Origin of the sequence: Rhodovarius crocodyli (assembly GCF_004005855.1) — a bacterium.
GTDB classification, from domain to species: domain Bacteria; phylum Pseudomonadota; class Alphaproteobacteria; order Acetobacterales; family Acetobacteraceae; genus Rhodovarius; species Rhodovarius crocodyli.
Genome location: NZ_SACL01000002.1, coordinates 212,773 through 229,510, shown reverse-complemented (window position 1 = coordinate 229,510; position 16,738 = coordinate 212,773). Strand labels below are relative to the sequence as shown.

At 69.4% G+C, this 16,738-nt stretch carries 17 protein-coding genes; 8 read left to right on the top strand and 9 right to left on the bottom strand.

The genetic code is table 11. From position 1 onward, the window contains the following. Positions 1–13 precede the first annotated feature (13 nt). The 3 genes from EOD42_RS07060 to ilvD form a co-directional block, all read right to left on the bottom strand. Positions 14–859: a fumarylacetoacetate hydrolase family protein gene (locus EOD42_RS07060; protein ID WP_456308031.1), complete on the bottom strand. Its 846-nt coding sequence runs from the start codon at positions 857–859 to the stop codon at positions 14–16. Between the two features lie 64 nt (positions 860–923). After that, a complete protein-coding gene (locus tag EOD42_RS07055; RefSeq protein WP_164867817.1) occupies positions 924–1,868 on the bottom strand; it encodes a Bug family tripartite tricarboxylate transporter substrate binding protein in 945 nt (314 codons plus the stop codon). 285 nt (positions 1,869–2,153) lie between these two features. Next, on the bottom strand, positions 2,154–4,010 hold the full coding sequence (gene ilvD / locus EOD42_RS07050) for a dihydroxy-acid dehydratase (protein WP_127786804.1): 1,857 nt from the start codon (positions 4,008–4,010) through the stop codon (positions 2,154–2,156). A 306-nt stretch (positions 4,011–4,316) separates the two neighbouring features. Between ilvD and EOD42_RS07045 the strand changes: the two genes are divergently transcribed. Then, on the top strand, positions 4,317–5,663 hold the full coding sequence (locus tag EOD42_RS07045) for a hypothetical protein (RefSeq protein ID WP_127786803.1): 1,347 nt from the start codon (positions 4,317–4,319) through the stop codon (positions 5,661–5,663). Positions 5,664–5,683: 20 nt separating this feature from the next. Here EOD42_RS07045 and era read toward each other — a convergent pair whose 3' ends face one another. The 6 genes from era to EOD42_RS07015 form a co-directional block, all read right to left on the bottom strand. Continuing rightward, positions 5,684–6,595 (bottom strand): GTPase Era, encoded by a 912-nt coding sequence (gene era, locus EOD42_RS07040; protein WP_127786802.1) that lies wholly within the window; start codon positions 6,593–6,595, stop codon positions 5,684–5,686. Then, positions 6,592–7,248 carry a ribonuclease III gene (rnc, locus tag EOD42_RS07035; RefSeq protein ID WP_127787193.1) on the bottom strand — a complete coding sequence of 219 codons (657 nt, stop codon included), beginning with the start codon at positions 7,246–7,248 and terminating at the stop codon, positions 6,592–6,594. The genes era and rnc overlap by 4 nt, the downstream gene beginning before the upstream one ends. Continuing rightward, the gene (lepB, locus tag EOD42_RS07030) at positions 7,245–7,979 is read right to left on the bottom strand and encodes a signal peptidase I (protein WP_127786801.1); all 735 of its coding nucleotides are present in this window, start codon (positions 7,977–7,979) and stop codon (positions 7,245–7,247) included. Before lepB ends, rnc begins: the two co-directional genes overlap by 4 nt. A gap of 79 nt (positions 7,980–8,058) precedes the next feature. Then, complete coding sequence (acpS, locus tag EOD42_RS07025) at positions 8,059–8,472, bottom strand: holo-ACP synthase (protein WP_127786800.1); 414 nt, start codon at positions 8,470–8,472, stop codon at positions 8,059–8,061. Between the two features lie 4 nt (positions 8,473–8,476). Beyond that, positions 8,477–8,947, bottom strand: coding sequence for a UPF0262 family protein (locus EOD42_RS07020; protein ID WP_127786799.1), 471 nt, complete (start codon positions 8,945–8,947; stop codon positions 8,477–8,479). A 3-nt stretch (positions 8,948–8,950) separates the two neighbouring features. Next, positions 8,951–9,433: a DUF983 domain-containing protein gene (locus EOD42_RS07015; RefSeq protein WP_127786798.1), complete on the bottom strand. Its 483-nt coding sequence runs from the start codon at positions 9,431–9,433 to the stop codon at positions 8,951–8,953. A 208-nt stretch (positions 9,434–9,641) separates the two neighbouring features. Between EOD42_RS07015 and EOD42_RS07010 the strand changes: the two genes are divergently transcribed. From EOD42_RS07010 to EOD42_RS06980, 7 genes are all read left to right on the top strand, one after another. Next, entirely contained in the window at positions 9,642–10,322 is a 681-nt protein-coding gene (locus tag EOD42_RS07010) for an aspartate/glutamate racemase family protein (RefSeq protein ID WP_127786797.1), read from the top strand. Between the two features lie 226 nt (positions 10,323–10,548). Next, complete coding sequence (locus EOD42_RS07005) at positions 10,549–12,003, top strand: ATP-binding cassette domain-containing protein (protein ID WP_127786796.1); 1,455 nt, start codon at positions 10,549–10,551, stop codon at positions 12,001–12,003. 64 nt (positions 12,004–12,067) lie between these two features. Further along, positions 12,068–13,372, top strand: coding sequence for an ABC transporter substrate-binding protein (locus EOD42_RS07000; protein WP_127786795.1), 1,305 nt, complete (start codon positions 12,068–12,070; stop codon positions 13,370–13,372). A gap of 9 nt (positions 13,373–13,381) precedes the next feature. Then, complete coding sequence (locus EOD42_RS06995) at positions 13,382–14,317, top strand: branched-chain amino acid ABC transporter permease (protein WP_127786794.1); 936 nt, start codon at positions 13,382–13,384, stop codon at positions 14,315–14,317. Then, complete coding sequence (locus EOD42_RS06990) at positions 14,314–15,249, top strand: branched-chain amino acid ABC transporter permease (RefSeq protein ID WP_127786793.1); 936 nt, start codon at positions 14,314–14,316, stop codon at positions 15,247–15,249. The genes EOD42_RS06995 and EOD42_RS06990 overlap by 4 nt, the downstream gene beginning before the upstream one ends. After that, positions 15,246–16,016 (top strand): ABC transporter ATP-binding protein, encoded by a 771-nt coding sequence (locus EOD42_RS06985; protein ID WP_127786792.1) that lies wholly within the window; start codon positions 15,246–15,248, stop codon positions 16,014–16,016. The genes EOD42_RS06990 and EOD42_RS06985 overlap by 4 nt, the downstream gene beginning before the upstream one ends. Continuing rightward, entirely contained in the window at positions 16,003–16,659 is a 657-nt protein-coding gene (locus EOD42_RS06980) for an ABC transporter ATP-binding protein (protein ID WP_127786791.1), read from the top strand. Before EOD42_RS06985 ends, EOD42_RS06980 begins: the two co-directional genes overlap by 14 nt. The last annotated feature ends 79 nt before the right edge of the window (positions 16,660–16,738 follow it).

Below are 16,738 nucleotides of genomic sequence, written 5' to 3'. Positions count from 1 at the left end.
ACGGGCTGCGTCGCTACACCACCGGGTTCTCCAGCACGCCGATGCCGGGCACCTCGATACGCACCACGTCACCCGGCTGCATGAACTTCGGCGGGTTGAAGCCGATGCCGACACCGGCCGGCGTGCCGGTGGCGATCATGTCGCCCGGCTCCAGCGTGATGTGGGCGGAGATCGCCTCGATCAGCGTCGGGATGTCGAAGATCAGGTCCGACAGCGGGGCATGCTGGCGGCGCTCACCGTTCAGCCAGGTGGTGAGCGTGAGCTTCGTGGGGTCCGGCGCCTCGTCGGCGGTCATGATGGCGGGGCCCATGGGGGCGAAGCTGTCCAGCCCCTTGCCCAGGATCCACTGGCTGTGGCGCTTCTGCATGTGGCGCGCGGTCACGTCGTTCACGATGGTGTAGCCGAACACATGCGCCAGCGCGTCCGCCTTGCTGATGCCGCGCCCGCCCTGGCCGATCACGACCGCCAGCTCGCCCTCGTAGTCCAGGCCGCCGGTGGGATCCATCGCGCTCAGGATGGGCTCGCCGTTCGCGATGATGGCGGTGTGCGGCTTGGAGAACACGACCGGATAGCTCGGCACCACCTCCTTCGCGCCGCCGTCGAAGCCGCTGCCCGCGAATTCCTTGGCGTGCTCGTGATAGTTCTTGCCGACGCAGAAGATGTTCTTGGGCGTGCGGGGAATGGGGGCCAGCAGCCTGGCGCCGGTCACGACGGGGGCGGTGGCCAGCTTGCCGCGCACGGCCTCCAGCGCGGCCGCGCCGCCGGCGATCAGGCCAAGCATGTCCGGGGCGCCGATGTCGCGGATCGCGTCACCATCCAGCACGCCGACGCGCGCGCCCTTGCCATCATCGAATGTCACCAGGCGCATGGAAGTTCCCCCGAAAGCGTTGCTGGGGGGATCATAGGCAGGGGTTGAGCAAGCCTCAATCCAGGCGGATGCCCTCGGCCTCGACCAGCTGGCTCATGGCCGCGCGTTCCTCGGCGAGAAAGCGCGCCAGATGGGTGGGGCCATGGGCCTCCGGCAGCAGGCCCATATCGGACAGGCGCGGCTGGATGGCGGGCTCCGCCATGGCGGCGGACGCGGCCTCGGCATGGGCCGCGACCACGGGTGCAGGGGTGCCCGCCGGCGCGTGCAGGGCCAGCCAGTCCATCATGGAGAAGCCGGACAGGCCCTGTTCCGCCAGCGGCGCCACGCCCGGCAGTTGCGAGGCCACGCCGGGCGAGGAAACACCCAGCGCCCGCAGCTTGCCCTCACGGATCAGCCCGGCCGTCAGCGCGATGGAGGAGAAGCCGAAGGTGGTCTCGCCGCGCAGCTGCGCCGTGATCTGATCGGCACCACCGCGATAGGGCACATGAGTGCCCGAGAGCGCCCAGCGGCGCAGCAGCAGCGCGCCCGCCAGATGGGTACGGCTGCCGACCCCCACGCTGCCATAAGTGGCGTTCGCCGCCCGGGCGCGCAGCGCCTCCAGGCTGTCGATGCCGGAATCGGCGGCGACCACCAGCACCAGCGGCAGGGTGGCCAGCAGCGTGACGGGCGCGAAGGCCGTCGCGTAGTCGAAGGGCAGGCCGCGCATGATGTAGGGGTTCACCGCATGCCCGCCGGAATCGAGCAACAGGGTCAGGCCGTCCGGGGCGCTCTGCGCGACATAGGCGCTGCCGATGCTGCCGGCGGCACCGGAGCGGTTCTCCGGCACCACGGGCTGACCCAGGCCAGCGGTCATGGGCGCGGCGATCAGCCGCCCCAGCACATCCGTGCTGCCGCCGGGCGGAAAGGCGATGACGAGGCGCACCGGCCGGGCGGGGCGCCAGGCCTGCGCATGCGCAACGGTGGCGAGGAACGGCAAGGCGAGGGCAGTACGGCGCAGCATGAGCAGGGGTTTAGGCGGAAGGAAGGACGCCGGCGAGTGACGGAAAGATGTCAGGGGCTCCGCCCCGGACACCCCCGCCAGGACCGTAGCGGCCCTGGACCCCGAGCAGTTTGGCGCCATTGCCTTGAAACGCCTTTCTGCTTGAATCTTATAAATAAAATTGGCGCCCACCTGCGAAGGTCGGGCGCCAAACTCCCTTCAGGTCCAGGAGATATTATCTCCTGGCGGGGAGTTTGAGGGGCAGCGCCCCTCAATGGGGTCCGGGGCAACGCCCCGGGGGCGCGCTTACCGCCGCCGCAGCGCGTTCACATCCCGCACCGCGCCCTTGGCCGCACTGGTCGCCATCGCGCCATAGGCCTTCAGCGCGGTGGACACGTTGCGCGTGCGCTTCTCGGTCGGCTGCCACGCGTCGGCGCCGCGCGCCTCCATGGCAGCACGGCGATGCGCCAGCACCTCGTCCGAGACATCCACGTTGATGGTGCGGTTCGGGATGTCGATGACGATCAGGTCGCCTTCCTCGATCAGGCCCACATTGCCGCCCTCCGCCGCTTCCGGCGACAGGTGGCCGATGGACAGGCCCGAGGAACCGCCGGAGAAGCGGCCGTCCGTCACCAGGGCGCACTGCTTGCCCAGGCCCTTCGACTTCAGGTAGCTGGTCGGGTACAGCATTTCCTGCATGCCCGGGCCGCCGCGCGGGCCTTCGTAGCGCACCAGCACCACGTCGCCGGCCTTCACCTTGCCGCCCAGGATCGCCTCGACCGAGCTGTCCTGGCTCTCGAAGATGCGGGCGGGGCCGGTGAACTTCAGGATGCTCTCATCCACGCCCGCCGTCTTCACGATGCAGCCGTCCAGCGCGATGTTGCCGTACAGCACCGCGAGCCCGCCATCCTTGGAGAACGGATGCTGGTTGTTGCGGATCACGCCCTTCTCGCGATCCAGGTCCAGGTCATCCCACAGGGAGGACTGGCTGAAGGCGATCTGCGTCGGCACGCCGCCCGGTGCGGCCTTGAACAGGGTGTGGACGCGCTCGTTCTCGGTGCGCTTCACGTCCCAGCCGGCCAGCGCGTCGGCCAGGCTCGGCGCGTCGATGCGGCTGACGGAGGTATCGAGCAGCCCCGCGCGGTCCAGCTCCCCCAGGATGCCCATGATGCCGCCCGCGCGGTGCACGTCCTCGACATGCACGTTGGCGACGGCGGGCGCCACCTTGCACAGCACCGGCACCTTGCGGGACAGCGTGTCGATTTCCAGCATGTCGAAGGCCACATTGCCTTCCTGCGCCGCGGCCAGCAGGTGCAGCACCGTGTTGGTCGAACCGCCCATGGCGATGTCCAGCGCCATGGCATTGCGGAAGGCCGGCACCGTCGCGATGGAGCGCGGCAGCACCGACACGTCATCGGTCTCGTAATAGCGGCGCGACAGCTCCACGATCAGCCGGCCGGCTTCCTCGAACAGGGCGCGGCGGGCGGCGTGGGTGGCCACGATCGTGCCGTTGCCCGGCAGGGCAAGGCCCAGCGCCTCGGTCAGGCAGTTCATGGAATTGGCGGTGAACATGCCCGAGCAGCTGCCGCAGGTCGGGCAGGCGGAACGCTCGATCACCTCGACCTCGGCGTCGGTCACGCTGCTGTCGGCGGCCATGATCATGGCGTCGATCAGGTCGATCTTCTTGGTGTGGCCGCGCAGCTCGACCTTGCCGGCCTCCATCGGGCCGCCCGAGACAAACACGGTGGGGATATTGAGGCGCATGGACGCCATCAGCATGCCCGGCGTGATCTTGTCGCAGTTGGAGATGCAGACCATGGCATCCGCGCAATGCGCGTTGACCATGTATTCCACGCTGTCGGCGATCAGTTCGCGGGACGGCAGGCTGTACAGCATGCCGTCATGGCCCATGGCGATGCCGTCATCGACCGCGATGGTGTTGAATTCCTTGGCGACGCCGCCGGCTGCCTCGATCTGGCGCGCGACGAGCTGGCCGAGGTCCTTCAGGTGCACATGGCCGGGCACGAACTGGGTGAAGCTGTTCACCACGGCGATGATCGGCTTGCCGAAATCGCCGTCCTTCATGCCGGTGGCGCGCCACAGGCCGCGGGCGCCGGCCATGTTGCGGCCATGGGTGGTGGTGCGTGAGCGATAGGCGGGCATGACAGCGCGTTCCTGGACAACATGGACGGCCAGCCGCCGCCATGCCTGCGCCGGAGCGATCCGGTCTGGCCTGGCTATCCGGCTTAGCCGGCCGGAAATGTAGCCCCGATGGGGGGTGCAGGGGAAGTGAGGGCTCTCCTCCACCTTGGCAATTGGCCGGCGCTGCCATCAATCCTATATTGATACGAAAGCGCACATAAAGGCTAAGCGCCGCCTGGGTCCGGAGACATCGGTTTGAACGCGTTCGATAATTTGCCGGTCTGCATCATCAGTTTCGACCGCCCGCATTACTTGGAACCGACGCTGTTGACCCTTCGCGACAGCAGGCAGGCCGCCGGGATGGCCGGGCCGGTACTGCTGTTCCAGGACGGCGTGTTCAACCGGCATTCCGGCTGCGACAAGACCGACCCCGCGCTGATCCGGCAATCCGTCGCCGTGTTCCAGGCCATTTTTCCCAACGGCGTCGTGATGGGCACCGCCGGCGAGAACCTGGGCATCGCCCGCAACATCCACCGTGCCGAACGCTGGGTGTTCGAGGATGGCGGCTACGAATGCGGGCTGTTCTTCGAGGACGATATGGTGCTGTCGCCCGGCTACATGGCGGTGATGCGGCGGCTGCACGCGCTGGCGCTGCGGGAACCGCGCATCGCGATGTTCAGTGCCTATGGCGACGACATCGCGCTGCCCGCGGCCGACCAGTTCCGGGAACGCGGCGCCGTGGGCCCCATGCACCACAATTGGGGCTTCGGGCTGATGCGCCACGCCTGGCACGAGCGTGAGCAGCGCATGGGCGCCTATACGCGGCTGCTGGATGCCGTCGACTACCGCGACCGCCCGACGCTGGACATCGCGCGCTGGTATGCCGGCATGGGCTGGCCGCCGATGCCCACCAACCAGGACCTGGCCAAGAACATTACCCTCAACACGCTGGGCTATGTGCGGATCAGCACCCGGGCCGTGCTGGCCCGCAACATCGGCGAGGTGGGGCAGAACTACGCGCCCGAGGAGTTCTCCCGGCTCGGCTTCTCCCGCGCGGAGATGTTCGAGGACAGCCATTCGGCGGAGGACATCGCCCCCGCCCTGCCCTCGCCCGAGGAGATCGAGGCCCAGCTGCTGGAGGAAAGGCAGCGCTTCATGGCCAAGCGCCTGTCACTGCATGACCTGATGACCGACCCGGCCTTCGCGCGGATCGCGGCCTTCATGCCGCTGCTGGCCCCACCCGCGCCCGGCGAGGCGCGGCATACCGTTCATTCCGCGATCGGCTTCTATCGCGACGACATGTGGTTCGGCCCCAACGGCAGCTTCGTCATCCATGGCGAAGCCCATGCCGACCGGGTGGAGATCGCGGGCATCCACGGATCGCACCTGCCCGCCGACGCGACGCTCGACTTCATGCTGAACGGAGAGGTTCTGGCCACGCTGCAGGTAGTGCCGGGGCAGGATTTCCGGGTGGTGCTGCCGCTGCCCCCGAACAGCGCCATGCTGAGCAAGACCGTCTCGACCTGGGGCTCCCATGTGCTGGACCCGTTCTCGGCCGGGACCGGGTCCGACCGCCGGCCGCTGGCGTGGCGGCTGCTGTGGGTGGTGCTGCACCACCCACACGGCGCCGTCACGCTGGATGAGGACGCGCTGCGAGAGGAATTCGCGGCCTAGGGGCGCTTGCCCCGCGGGCCTTAGCCCTCATCCTCCAGGCCCAGGGCACGGATGTGCATCCGGCTCTCATCCCAGCCGGATTTCTCCTTCACGTTCAGGAACAGATGGATCGGCCGTTCCAGCAGCCCCACCAGCTCCTGCCGCGCGCGGCGGCCGATTTCCTTGATCCGGCTGCCGCCGTCCCCGATCACGATGGCCTTCTGGCTCGCGCGGTTGACGTAGATGGTGCAGTCCACCCGGGCGGAACCATCGGGCCGCTCCGTCCAGGATTCGGTCTCGACATGGGCGTGGTGCGGCACTTCCTCATGCGTCATGCGCAGGATCTGCTCGCGCACCACCTCGGCCGCCAGCATGCGGTTCGGCACGTCCGAGAGGTCGTCCTCTGGGAACAGCCAGGGTCCTTCCGGCGCCGCATCGGCCAGGGCCTGCAGCAGCTTGTCCACGCCGTCCCGCTTCTCGGCCGAGATCATGAAAGTCTCGGCGAAGGTCAGCTCGGCGGTCAGCGCCGCCGTCAGCGGCAGCAGCCGGTCGCGGGGGATCAGGTCGATCTTGTTCAGCACCAGCCAGATCGGCAGCTTCACCTTCTTCAGCTTGGCGATGATGGCCTGCAGCGCCTCGGTCATGCCGGCGCGGGCATCGACCACCAGCAGCGCCATGTCGGAATCGGTGGCCCCGCCCCAGGCGGCCGCGACCATCGCACGGTCCAGCCGGCGGCGCGGGTTGAAGATGCCCGGCGTATCCGTCAGCACCAGCTGCGCCGGCGGGCGCATGATGACGGCGCGGATGCGGAAGCGCGTGGTCTGCGGCTTGGGCGAGACGATGCTGACCTTGGTGCCCGACGCGGCGTTGACCAGCGTGGACTTGCCCGCATTCGGCGCGCCGATCACCGCGATGATGGCGCAGCGCTGGGGGGCCTGAACCTCCTCGCTCACAGCGCGGCCAGCCAGGCTTCGGCGGCGGCCGATTCAGCCGCCCGTTTCGTATCGCCCATTCCCTCGGCCTCCCTTCCCATCGCGCGCACCCGCACCACGAAGACCGGGGCATGCGCGGGCCCGGTGGCAGAGACTGTTTCATAAACCGGCAGGCCGGCGCCACGCCCCAGCGTGTGCTCCTGCAGCCGGGTCTTCATCGGCACCGGCGGGGCGGCGGCGCGCTCGACGGCCGTCGCCCATTCGCGGCGGATCACGGCGCGCGCGGCATCCAGCCCGGCATCGAGGTAGATGGCGCCCAGCAGCGCCTCCATCGCATCGGCCAGCACGTTCAGGCTGCCCGAGACGCCGCTGCGGCGCTCGGCACGCGGCAGCTTCAGCGCGGCGGGCAGGCCGATGGCCTCGGCGATGGGCGCCAGCGCCTCACGCGAGACGAGCGAGGACAGGCGCTTGCTCAGCGCGCCCTCGCTTTCGGTGGGGTACCGCTCGGACAGCCATTCGGCGATGCACAGCCCCAGCACCCGGTCGCCCAGGAATTCCAGGCGCTCGTTGCTGCCGGCCCCGCCCGCGCTGGACCGGTGGGTCAGCGCGTGGGCCAGCAGCTCGGGTTTCGCGAAGCTGTGGCCGAGGCGTTGTTCCAGCCCCGGCGCGGTCATCGCACCGCGCTGAGCAGGCGGGTCCAGCGGATGGCGAAGGGCCAGTTCCACACCTGCCAGATGGGGCTGGAGCCATCGACGGAGAAGAAGATGAATTCCGCGCGGCCGACCAGGTTCTCGATCGGCACGAAGCCCACGGCGGACAGCACGCGGCTGTCCAGGCTGTTGTCGCGGTTGTCGCCCATGGCGAAGACATGGCCGGCGGGCACGATGTATTCGGGGGTGTTGTCCAGCACGCCGTCATCGGTCTGCTCGATGATCTCATGCGTGCGGCCGCCCGGCAGCACTTCACGGTACAGGCGCACCGTCATGCGCGGGCCGTCGCCCTCGGTCACATAGGGGCCGATGGATTCGCGGCGCACCGCCTCGCCGTTCACGTGCAGGATGCCGCGGATGACCTGGATGCGGTCCCCGGGCAGGCCGATGATGCGCTTGATGTAGTCCTGGCTGGTGTCGCGCGGCAGCTTGAACACCGCGACATCCCCGCGCTGGGGCATGGCGCCCAGGATGCGGCCCGAGAACAGGTTGGGGCTGAACGGGAAGGAATGGCGCGAATAGCCGTAGGAATACTTCGAGACGAACAGGTAATCCCCCACCAGCAGCGTCGGGATCATGGAGCCGGAGGGGATGTTGAAGGGCTCGAAAGCGATGCTGCGGATGCCGATGGCGATAAGCCCGGCATAGAGCACCGTGCGGATGCTCTCGCCCCAGCCGGACTTCTTCTTGGTCATGGAATGGCTCATCGGCGGGGTGCTGTCCGGCAAAGGGAGGTATAAAACGGGCGGATGAAGCGCGCCGACCCCGCGCCTGTCAAGGAATGGGGCTCGGAATGGCCGAAATCAGCACCATCGCCTGGGCATAGGGGTATTCGTCGGTCATCGTCAGGCTGACCTGGGACACCATGCCGCGCGGCGTGATGGCGGCCAGGCGCAGGGCGGCACCGCCGGTCATGCGCAGGGTGGGCGCCCCGGTCGAGAGGTTGACCACCCCGAGGTCCCGCCAAAACACGCCCGCCCGGAAGCCCGTGCCCAGCGCCTTGCTCGCGGCCTCCTTCGCGGCGAAGCGCTTGGCATAGGTCGCGACCCGGATGCGCTCGGCCCGGCGTTCGGCCTTGCGGCGCTCCTCGGCGGTGAAGATGCGGTCCAGGAACCGGTCCCCGTGCCGCTCCAGCGCCGAGGCGATGCGGCGGATGTCCACGATGTCGCTGCCGAGCCCGATGATCATGGCGTCAGATCCGCTGATGCAGGGCGCAGATGAGGGTGAACAGGCGGCGTGCCGTCTCGTGGTCCAGCGCGACGCGGCCATCCAGCCGTTCCATCAGCAGGGCCGCGCCCTCGTTGTGCAGGCCGCGCCTGCCCATGTCGATCGCCTGGATCCGGGCCTCGCCCATGCCCTGGGTCACGGCCATCTCATGGCTGTCGACCACCATGTGATAGTCCTTGATGAGGCGCCGGAACGGCCCCAGCGCCAGCACGATGGCGCGCAGGGGCTGATGGTCGGCATCGCGGATGTCGAAGACCAGCCGGCCCTCGCGCAGCGTCAGTTCCAGCCCATAGGGGCCCACCCCCATGCCGGCGGGGGCGAACTGGTTGTCGGCCAGCAGGTCGCGCATGGCCTGCAGCCGGTCCGCCTCGGCATAGGCGCTGGGCAGCGGGGCCATTTCCGGCATGTCCACGCGGATGAGGCGTCGGTCCACCATGATCTAGCGCGGCGCGTCGCCGTACAGGTTGGGATCATCGGTATTCCCGGTGATGCCCAGCCGGCACAGAAGCCCGACGATGGCGCCCTTCACCGGGCGCAGCAGCAGCGTGCACAGCACCGCGAACAGCGGCAGCCACACCACCATGTGCAGCCACACCGGCGGCTCATAGGCACGGTCGATCCAGAAGATGGGCGGCATCAGCACATGGCCCGCGATCAGGATGACGAAATAGGGCGCGGCGTCATCGGGGCGCAGCTTGCCCAGCCGGGTGCCGCAGCTCTCGCAGGCCGGCACCAGCTTCAGGAAGGAACGGAAGACATGGCCCTCGCCGCAGACCGGGCAGCGGTTCATCACGCCGCGCCGCATCGCCAGCATCAGCGGCGGCCGGGGCTGCTCGGCGCCCGCCTGACCTGAGGGCGGCACCCAACGAACGGGGTCCGGGCGGACAGGCTCCGGCGCCGCCGCAACGGGTGTTTCGGTCATGGATCAGGCCCCGGGTGAGCGGCCCGCGGCGTGTCCCGGGCCTGTTTTTCGATCTGGCGTTATCATGTCGTTGCCCGCACGGCGTCTTGTGCGTTGCAGCAACAGTGCATCCTCTGCGCCCAGATGTCCAGCAAATCCACCCTTACGGCAAGCCCCGGCGCGCAGCCCAGCCTTGCGCGGCGCGCCGCCTGGGCCCACCCTGCCCGCCATGTCCGAGCGCATCCTGATCATCAATCCGAACTCCTCCGTCTCCTGCACCGACGGCATCGGAGAGGCCGTGGCGGGCTTCGCGGCCCCCGGCCTGCCGAAGCTGGAGGTGATGCGCATCGCCGAAGGCCCGCCGGCGATCACCAACTGGCGCGAATGGTTCAGCGTGGCAGAGCCCATCTGCCGCATCGTCGAAAGCCATGCGGCGGACGCCTTCATCATCGGCTGCGTCTCCGACCCCGGCTATGACGCGGCCCGCGTGGCCACCGCCAAGCCCGTCTTCGGCATGCTGCGCAGCGCCATCACGGCGGCGATGAACCGCGCCGAGCATTTCGGCGTGATCGGCTTCACCGATGCCTCCCGCGAGCGCCATGCCAAGGTGCTGCAATCCCTGGGGGTGGAGAACCGGGTCGCCGCCTGGATCCCGCTGAACCTGGGCATGGAGGTGCTGACCGACCCGGTGGCGCCGCGCGAGCGCATCGCCGCCACCGCGAAGGAACTGGCCGCCAACGGCGCCAAGGCCATCATCCTGGGCTGCGCCGGCATGGCCAAGCACCGCGCGGCCGCCGAGGACGCGGCGGGCGTGCCGGTGATCGAACCCGCCCAGGCCGCGGCCGCGGCCGCGATCGCGGCGGTGCTGGCGGCGCGTGAGATGCCGAGCCTGGCGCGAGCGGCGGAATAGCCGCGCCACGGCCGATCCCGCTTGCTTCCGGCTGCGGGTTTCCATAGCCTGATGCCTCAACCTGAGCCCGGGAGGGTGCCGTGTCCGACTACAACCAGCGCCATCCGCGCGGTCCCGTTTCCGCCCTGCGATAGCTCTCGCAGGGCGACGATCCATCCCTCACCGATGGAACGGCGTCCTTTCTGAAGGATGCGGCGCGCGCGCCGAATACCCGGGTTCATGCATCATGGTTTCCATCGCCCTGAAGGGCGCCGGCGCGCTGTCGCCGGCGCCGCTGTTCAGCAACCTCACCCTCTCCATCACCGCTGATGACCGGCTGGGGCTGGTCGCCCCGAACGGCGCCGGCAAATCCACCCTGCTGCGCTGCTTGGCAGGCCAGGCGGAGCTGCAGGCCGGCACCATCACCCGCGCCCGCGGCCTGCGCGTGGCGCTCGTCGAGCAGGAGGTGCCGCCCCATCTGCCGGGCCTGTCGCTGGCCGAGGCCCTGCGGCGGGCCATCCCGGCCGAGCGCCGCGCCGCTGAGGCCTGGCGCGCGGAAGCCATGCTGGACGAGCTCGACACCCCGCCTGCCCTGCGCGGCACGGCGCTCGGCGCGCTGTCGGGCGGCTGGCAGCGCCTGGCCCTGCTGGCGCGCGCCGCCCTGGCAGGGCCAGACCTGCTGCTGCTGGACGAGCCCACCAACCACCTGGATGAGGACCGCATCGCCTGGCTGGAGAACTGGCTGTGGGGCCTGGGCGTGCCCATGGTGATCGCGAGCCATGACCGCGCCTTCCTGGATGCCTGCACCAACCGCACGCTGTTCCTGCGGCCGGGCGCGTCCGCGCTGTTCGACCACCCGTTCTCCCGCGCGCGGGAGCTGCTGGCCGCCGACGACGCCGCCCAGGCCGACCGCTTCGAGCGCGACAGCCGCGAGGCCGCCCGCCTGCGCCGCAGCGCTGCCGAGCTGCGCAACATCGGCATCAACAGCCGCAGCGATGCCGCCCAGCACAAATCCGCGCAGATCAGGCGACGCGCAGAGGCCCTGGAAGCCACCCTGCGCGAAGCCCCGAAGGCGCGCGCGGCGCGGCTGCAACTGGCGGCCGGCACGACCCATGCCCGCATCCTGCTGGATATCGAGAACACCACCGTCACGGCCCCCGACGGGCGCCCGCTTTTGCGCATTCCCCGGCTTGTGCTGCGCCAGGGAGAAAGGCTGGTGCTGCGCGGGCCGAACGGCAGCGGGAAGTCCTCGCTGCTCGCGCTGGTGCGGCGCGCGCTGACGCAAGCCGTGCCGGGCATCCGCCCCAGCGCCACCCTGCTGCCCTTTCACCTCGACCAGCATGCGGCGGCCACGGCCGAGACGCCCTTCGCCGCCATCTCCCGCTTCGGGCAGGCGGACCAGCGCACGCTGTCGCTGCTGGCCGGCGCTGGCATCCCGCCGGACCGCCAGCACCGGCCGGTCGCGCAGCTCTCGCCCGGCCAGCGGGCGCGGCTGGCCATGCTCGCCTTCCGCCTGACCGAGCCCAATTTCGTGCTGCTGGACGAACCCACCAACCACCTGGACATCCCGGGCCGCGAGGCGCTGGAGGCGGAGCTGCTGGCCCATGACGTCAGCGGCATCATCGTCACCCATGACCGCCGCTTCGCCGAGATCGCGGGCAGCCGCCATGCCCGTATCGTGAAGGCGGAGCTGGTCATGTGAGGGCTGGACCGCCTCGGCGGGGTTTGTGCATAGTCGGCGGATAAACCCTTAAGGGAACGTCCTGATGCACAACACCCTGTCGCGGCGCGATGCGCTGCTGGCAACGGGCTTTGGCGGCATGCTGATGCCTGCCTCGCTCTCTCACGCGCAGCCCGCGAACAAGCCGGCCGAGATCAAGGTCGGCATCGTGACCATCCTCTCGGGGCCGGCCAGCGTGTTCGGCGTGCCCGGCCGCCAGGCGGCCGAGATGCTGTTCGACGAGATCAACCGCGCCGGCGGCATCGGCGGCGTTCCCGTCCGCCCCATCTTCGTCGACGAAGGCCCGGGCGTGGAGCACACGCTGGGTGAGATCCGCCGCCTCGTGCAGAACGAGCGCGTGGACATCCTGTTCTCCTCCATCTCCTCGGGTTCGTGCCTCGCCTGCACCCCGGTCGCGGAAGAACTGAAGAAGACCGTTCTGCTGTGGGATTGCGGCACGCAGCGCATCTTCGAGGACCGCCGCTACGAATACGCCTTCCGCACCCAGGCCAACGGCACGCCCGAGGTTCTGGCCCCGCTGCTCTACACGCTGAAGCGCAAGCCCAACCTGCGCACGCTCGCGGTCATCAACCAGGACTACGCCTGGGGCCGCGACAGCTGGGAGCTGTGGAAGACCGGCATGGACGCGCTGAAGCCCGGCGTGCGCGTGGTGGCGGAGCTGTTCCCGCGCTTCAACTCCACCGATTTCAGCACCGAGATCACCCGCCTGCTGGCCCTGCGCCCGGAAGTGATCTTCACCACCTCCTGGGGTGGGGAGCTGGATACCTTCATCAAGCAGGCTTCGGAGCGCCGCCTGTTCGAGCGCTCGACGCTGGTGATGCCGCTGGCCGAATCCTCGCTGGAGCGCGTGGGCAATGCCCTGCCCCCCGGCCACTTCATCGGCGCGCGCGGCGACCATTGGCACCTGCACCCGAACCCGGCTGACCCCGCGAAGCTGCGCGCCTTCACCGAGAACTACCGCCGCCGCTTCAATGCCTGGCCGATCTACTGCACGCACCACATGTATCAGGCCGTCAGCGCCATGCAGGCCGCCTATGCCAAGGCCATTCCGGCCGCCGGCGGCGCCTGGCCTTCCGACGCGCAGCTGGCCGCCGCCTTCCGGGGCCTGGAATACGACACGCTGACCAGCCGCATGAAGATCCGCGAGGACGGCCAGGGGCTGGAGGCGCAGCTGATCGGCACCACCGTGCGCAGCCCCGACTATCCGTTCCCCATCATGAACGACATGGTCGTGTATCCGCCTGAACTGCTCTACCCGCCCGTGGGCCAGAAGAGCGTGGACTGGCTGAAGACGCTGACGCCCGACTACCTGAACCGCGTGCCGGGCTGAGGTCGCTTCATGGCCGATTGGTTCGCCGATAACGGGCTGCTGCTCGGGCTCGCCCTGCTGGACGGGCTCGCCTACGCGGCATTGGTGTTCATGGTGGCGGTGGGGCTGAACCTGGTGTTCGGCGTGCTGCGCATCCTGAACGTGGCGCATGGCAGCTTCTTCGCGATCGGCGGCTATACGGCCGCCTCGATCGGGGCGTTCGTGATGGCGCGGGGCCTGCCGGAATGGCTGGCCCTGCCGGTGCTGGTGCTGGCGGCGGTCGTCGTCGGCGGCATCGCCGGCCCGCTGATCGAACGCTTCATCCTGCGGCGCATCTACGCCGAGGAACCGGTGCTGCAGCTTCTGGTCACCTTCGCCTTGTTCATGATCCTGGAGGACGTGCAGAAGCTGATCTGGGGCGTGCAGCCCGTGCACCATGACGCCGCGATGCGGCTGCTGGGCACGGTGGATGTGCCCTTCGGGCACGACAGCATCCCCTTCACCGCCTACCAGCTCTATGTCCTGCCCGGTGTGGCGCTGTTCACGCTGGTGGGGTTGGCCTGGTTCCTGCGCCGCACCCTGACGGGCCGCGTCATCGTGGCGGTCACGACCGACCGCGAGGCCGCGACCGCGATGGGCATCGACGCCAAGAAGGTGTTCCTGCTGACCTTCACCTTCGGCGCGGCGCTGGCGGCCCTGGGTGGGGCGCTGTCCTCTCCCACGGCCGCGCTGGTGCCGGGCGTGGGCGCGGGCACCATGGTGCTGTCCTTCGCCGTGGTGGCGACCGCGGGCCTCGGCCAGATCGAGGGCGCCGCCATCGCCGCCCTGATGATCGGGCTCGGCCGGTCCATCGCCGTCTATTTCCTGCCCGAGGCCGAGGTGCTGGTGCCCTACATCATCATGGTGGGCGTGCTGCTGGTGCGGCCCAACGGGCTGTTCGGGGTGGTGGAGACGCGCCGGATATGATCGCCAAACACGAAGCCGTTCTCGCGGCGCTGCTGGTCGCAGCCGTGCTGGCCGCTGCCGCCGTCTCGCCCTGGCTGATCTTCATCCTGACCATCGCGACCGCCAAGGGCATCGCGGTGCTGGGCATCCTGCTGCTGCTGCGCGCGGGGCAGGTCAGTTTCGGCCATGCGCTGTTCGTGGCCTTCTCGGCCTATACGGTCGCCTTCCTGGCGCCGGTGCTGAACGATGTGGCGCTGCTGCTTCCCCTCGGGGCGCTGGCCGCCATGGCGCTGGGCCTCGTCGTCGGCGCCTTCGTCGTGCGCTACCGGGAGATCTTCTTCGGCATGCTGAACCTGGCGCTGTCCATGGTGTTCTATTCGCTGCTGGAGAAGCTCTACACCATCACCCACGGCACGGACGGCATCCGCGTCTCCCTGCCCCGCTTTTTCGGGATGGCGCTGGAACGCCATGCCTATGAATGGGCGGTGCTGGTCACGGCGCTGGTGCTGGCGGTGGCGTGCGCAGTGTTCGCGCGCATCTACCTCGCCTCGCCCATGGGCCAGGGCCTGTCGGCCATCAAGACGCGCGAGGCGCGGCTGGAATTCATGGGCGTCTCGGCGCGGCTGGTGCTGCTCTCGGCCTATGTGATTTCCGCGCTGATGGCAGGCATGGCCGGTGCGATCATCGCCATGACGTCCCGCCACGTCACGCCGCACCTGGGCTACTGGACCGCTTCGGGTGAGCTGGTGTTCATCGCCATCCTGGGCGGTGCCGGCGGGGTGATCGGGCCGTTCCTGGGCGCCATCGCCTTCGAGCTGGTGCGCGTCTATGCCGCCGCCAGCTTCGCCGATGCCTGGCAGCTCATCCTGGGCACCACGCTGCTGCTCGTCATCATGTTCGCGCGCGGCGGGCTGTGGGGGCTTGTCCTGAAGCTGACAGGGAGGCGCGCATGAGCGGGGTTCTGCTCTCAGCGAAGGGGCTACGGCTGGCCTTCGGCGGCGTGAAGGCCGCGGACGGCATCGACCTGGACGTGATGGAGGGCGAGTTCCTCGCCATCATCGGGCCCAACGGCGCCGGCAAGACCACCTTCATCAACATGTCCACCGGCTACCTGAAGCCCCAAGGCGGGGAGATCTCCTTCGCGGGTGAGCGCATCCTCGGCCTGTCGCCGCGCGCCATCGTGCGCAAGGGGGTGGGGCGCAGCTTCCAGCTGCCGCAATTGTTCACCGAGCACACGGTGCTGGAAAACGCGGCGCTGGCCGTGGCCTCGCGCGAGGGGTTCTTCTCCGCGCTGACGCCCCTGCTGCGCCCGCGCTGGCGGGAGGAAGCGATGGAGCTGCTGGAACGCTTCGGCCTGACCGGCATCGCCCATACCCGCGCCGACGCGCTGAACGAGGGCGCGCGCAAGCTGGCCGACATCGCCATGGCCGTGGCCCTCAAGCCCCGCCTGCTGCTGATGGACGAGCCCACCAGCGGCGTCGCGGCATCGGAGAAGATGGCGATCGTGGAGCGCCTGGCCACGGTGCTGCGTGATGCCCGCGTCACCGCCGTGTTCGTCGAGCATGACATGGAGGTGGTGGGACGCTTCGCGGACCGCGTGGCGGTCTGGAGCCAGGGGCGCATCGCCGCCCTCGGCACGCCGGACCACATCCTGAACGACCCCGACGTGCGGCGTGAGGTCATCGGCATCGAGACCGGAGGAAGCCATGCTGCGGCTTGAGGGTGTTTCGGTTTCCATCGCCGGCGCGCCGGTGCTGCGCGCGGTGCAGCTGGCCGTGCCCGCCGGCGGTCGCGTGGCCCTGATCGGGCGCAACGGCGCGGGCAAGACCACGACCTTCCGCACCCTGATGGGGCTGCTGGAGCCCGATGCCGGGCGTGTGCTTCTGGACGGGCAGGACGCGACCGCCATCCCCGCGCACCATCGCGCGCGCCTCGGCATCGGCTATGCGCCCGAGGAACGGCGCCTGTTCGGCAGCTTCACGGTGGAAGCCAACATGCTGCTGCCGGCCGAGGTGCTGAAGCTGCCGCGCGCCGAGATCAACCGCCGGCTGGAGCAGGTCTATACCCTGCTGCCGGAGCTGAAGACGCTGGCGCCGCGCAAGGCGGCGGGGCTGTCGGGCGGCCAGGGCAAGATGGTGGCCCTCGGCCGCGCGCTGATGGTGGGCACCCGCGCCGTGCTGCTGGACGAGCCCTTCCAGGGCCTGGCCCCGGCCCTGGCGCTGCGCTACGCCGACGCGCTGAAGCGGCTGAAGGACGCGCTGCCCGATGTCGCGATCCTGATCAGCGAGAGCAACCCGGAATTGCTGATCCCGCTGGTGGAGCAGAGCTTCATCATCGAGCGCGGCGAGATCGGGGTTGCGTGACGCCGTCGGGGGCTGCCTGCCCCCGACATTTTGTCGCAATGCGACGCATTGACCCCGGCGGGGTCTGCCCAGATATGTA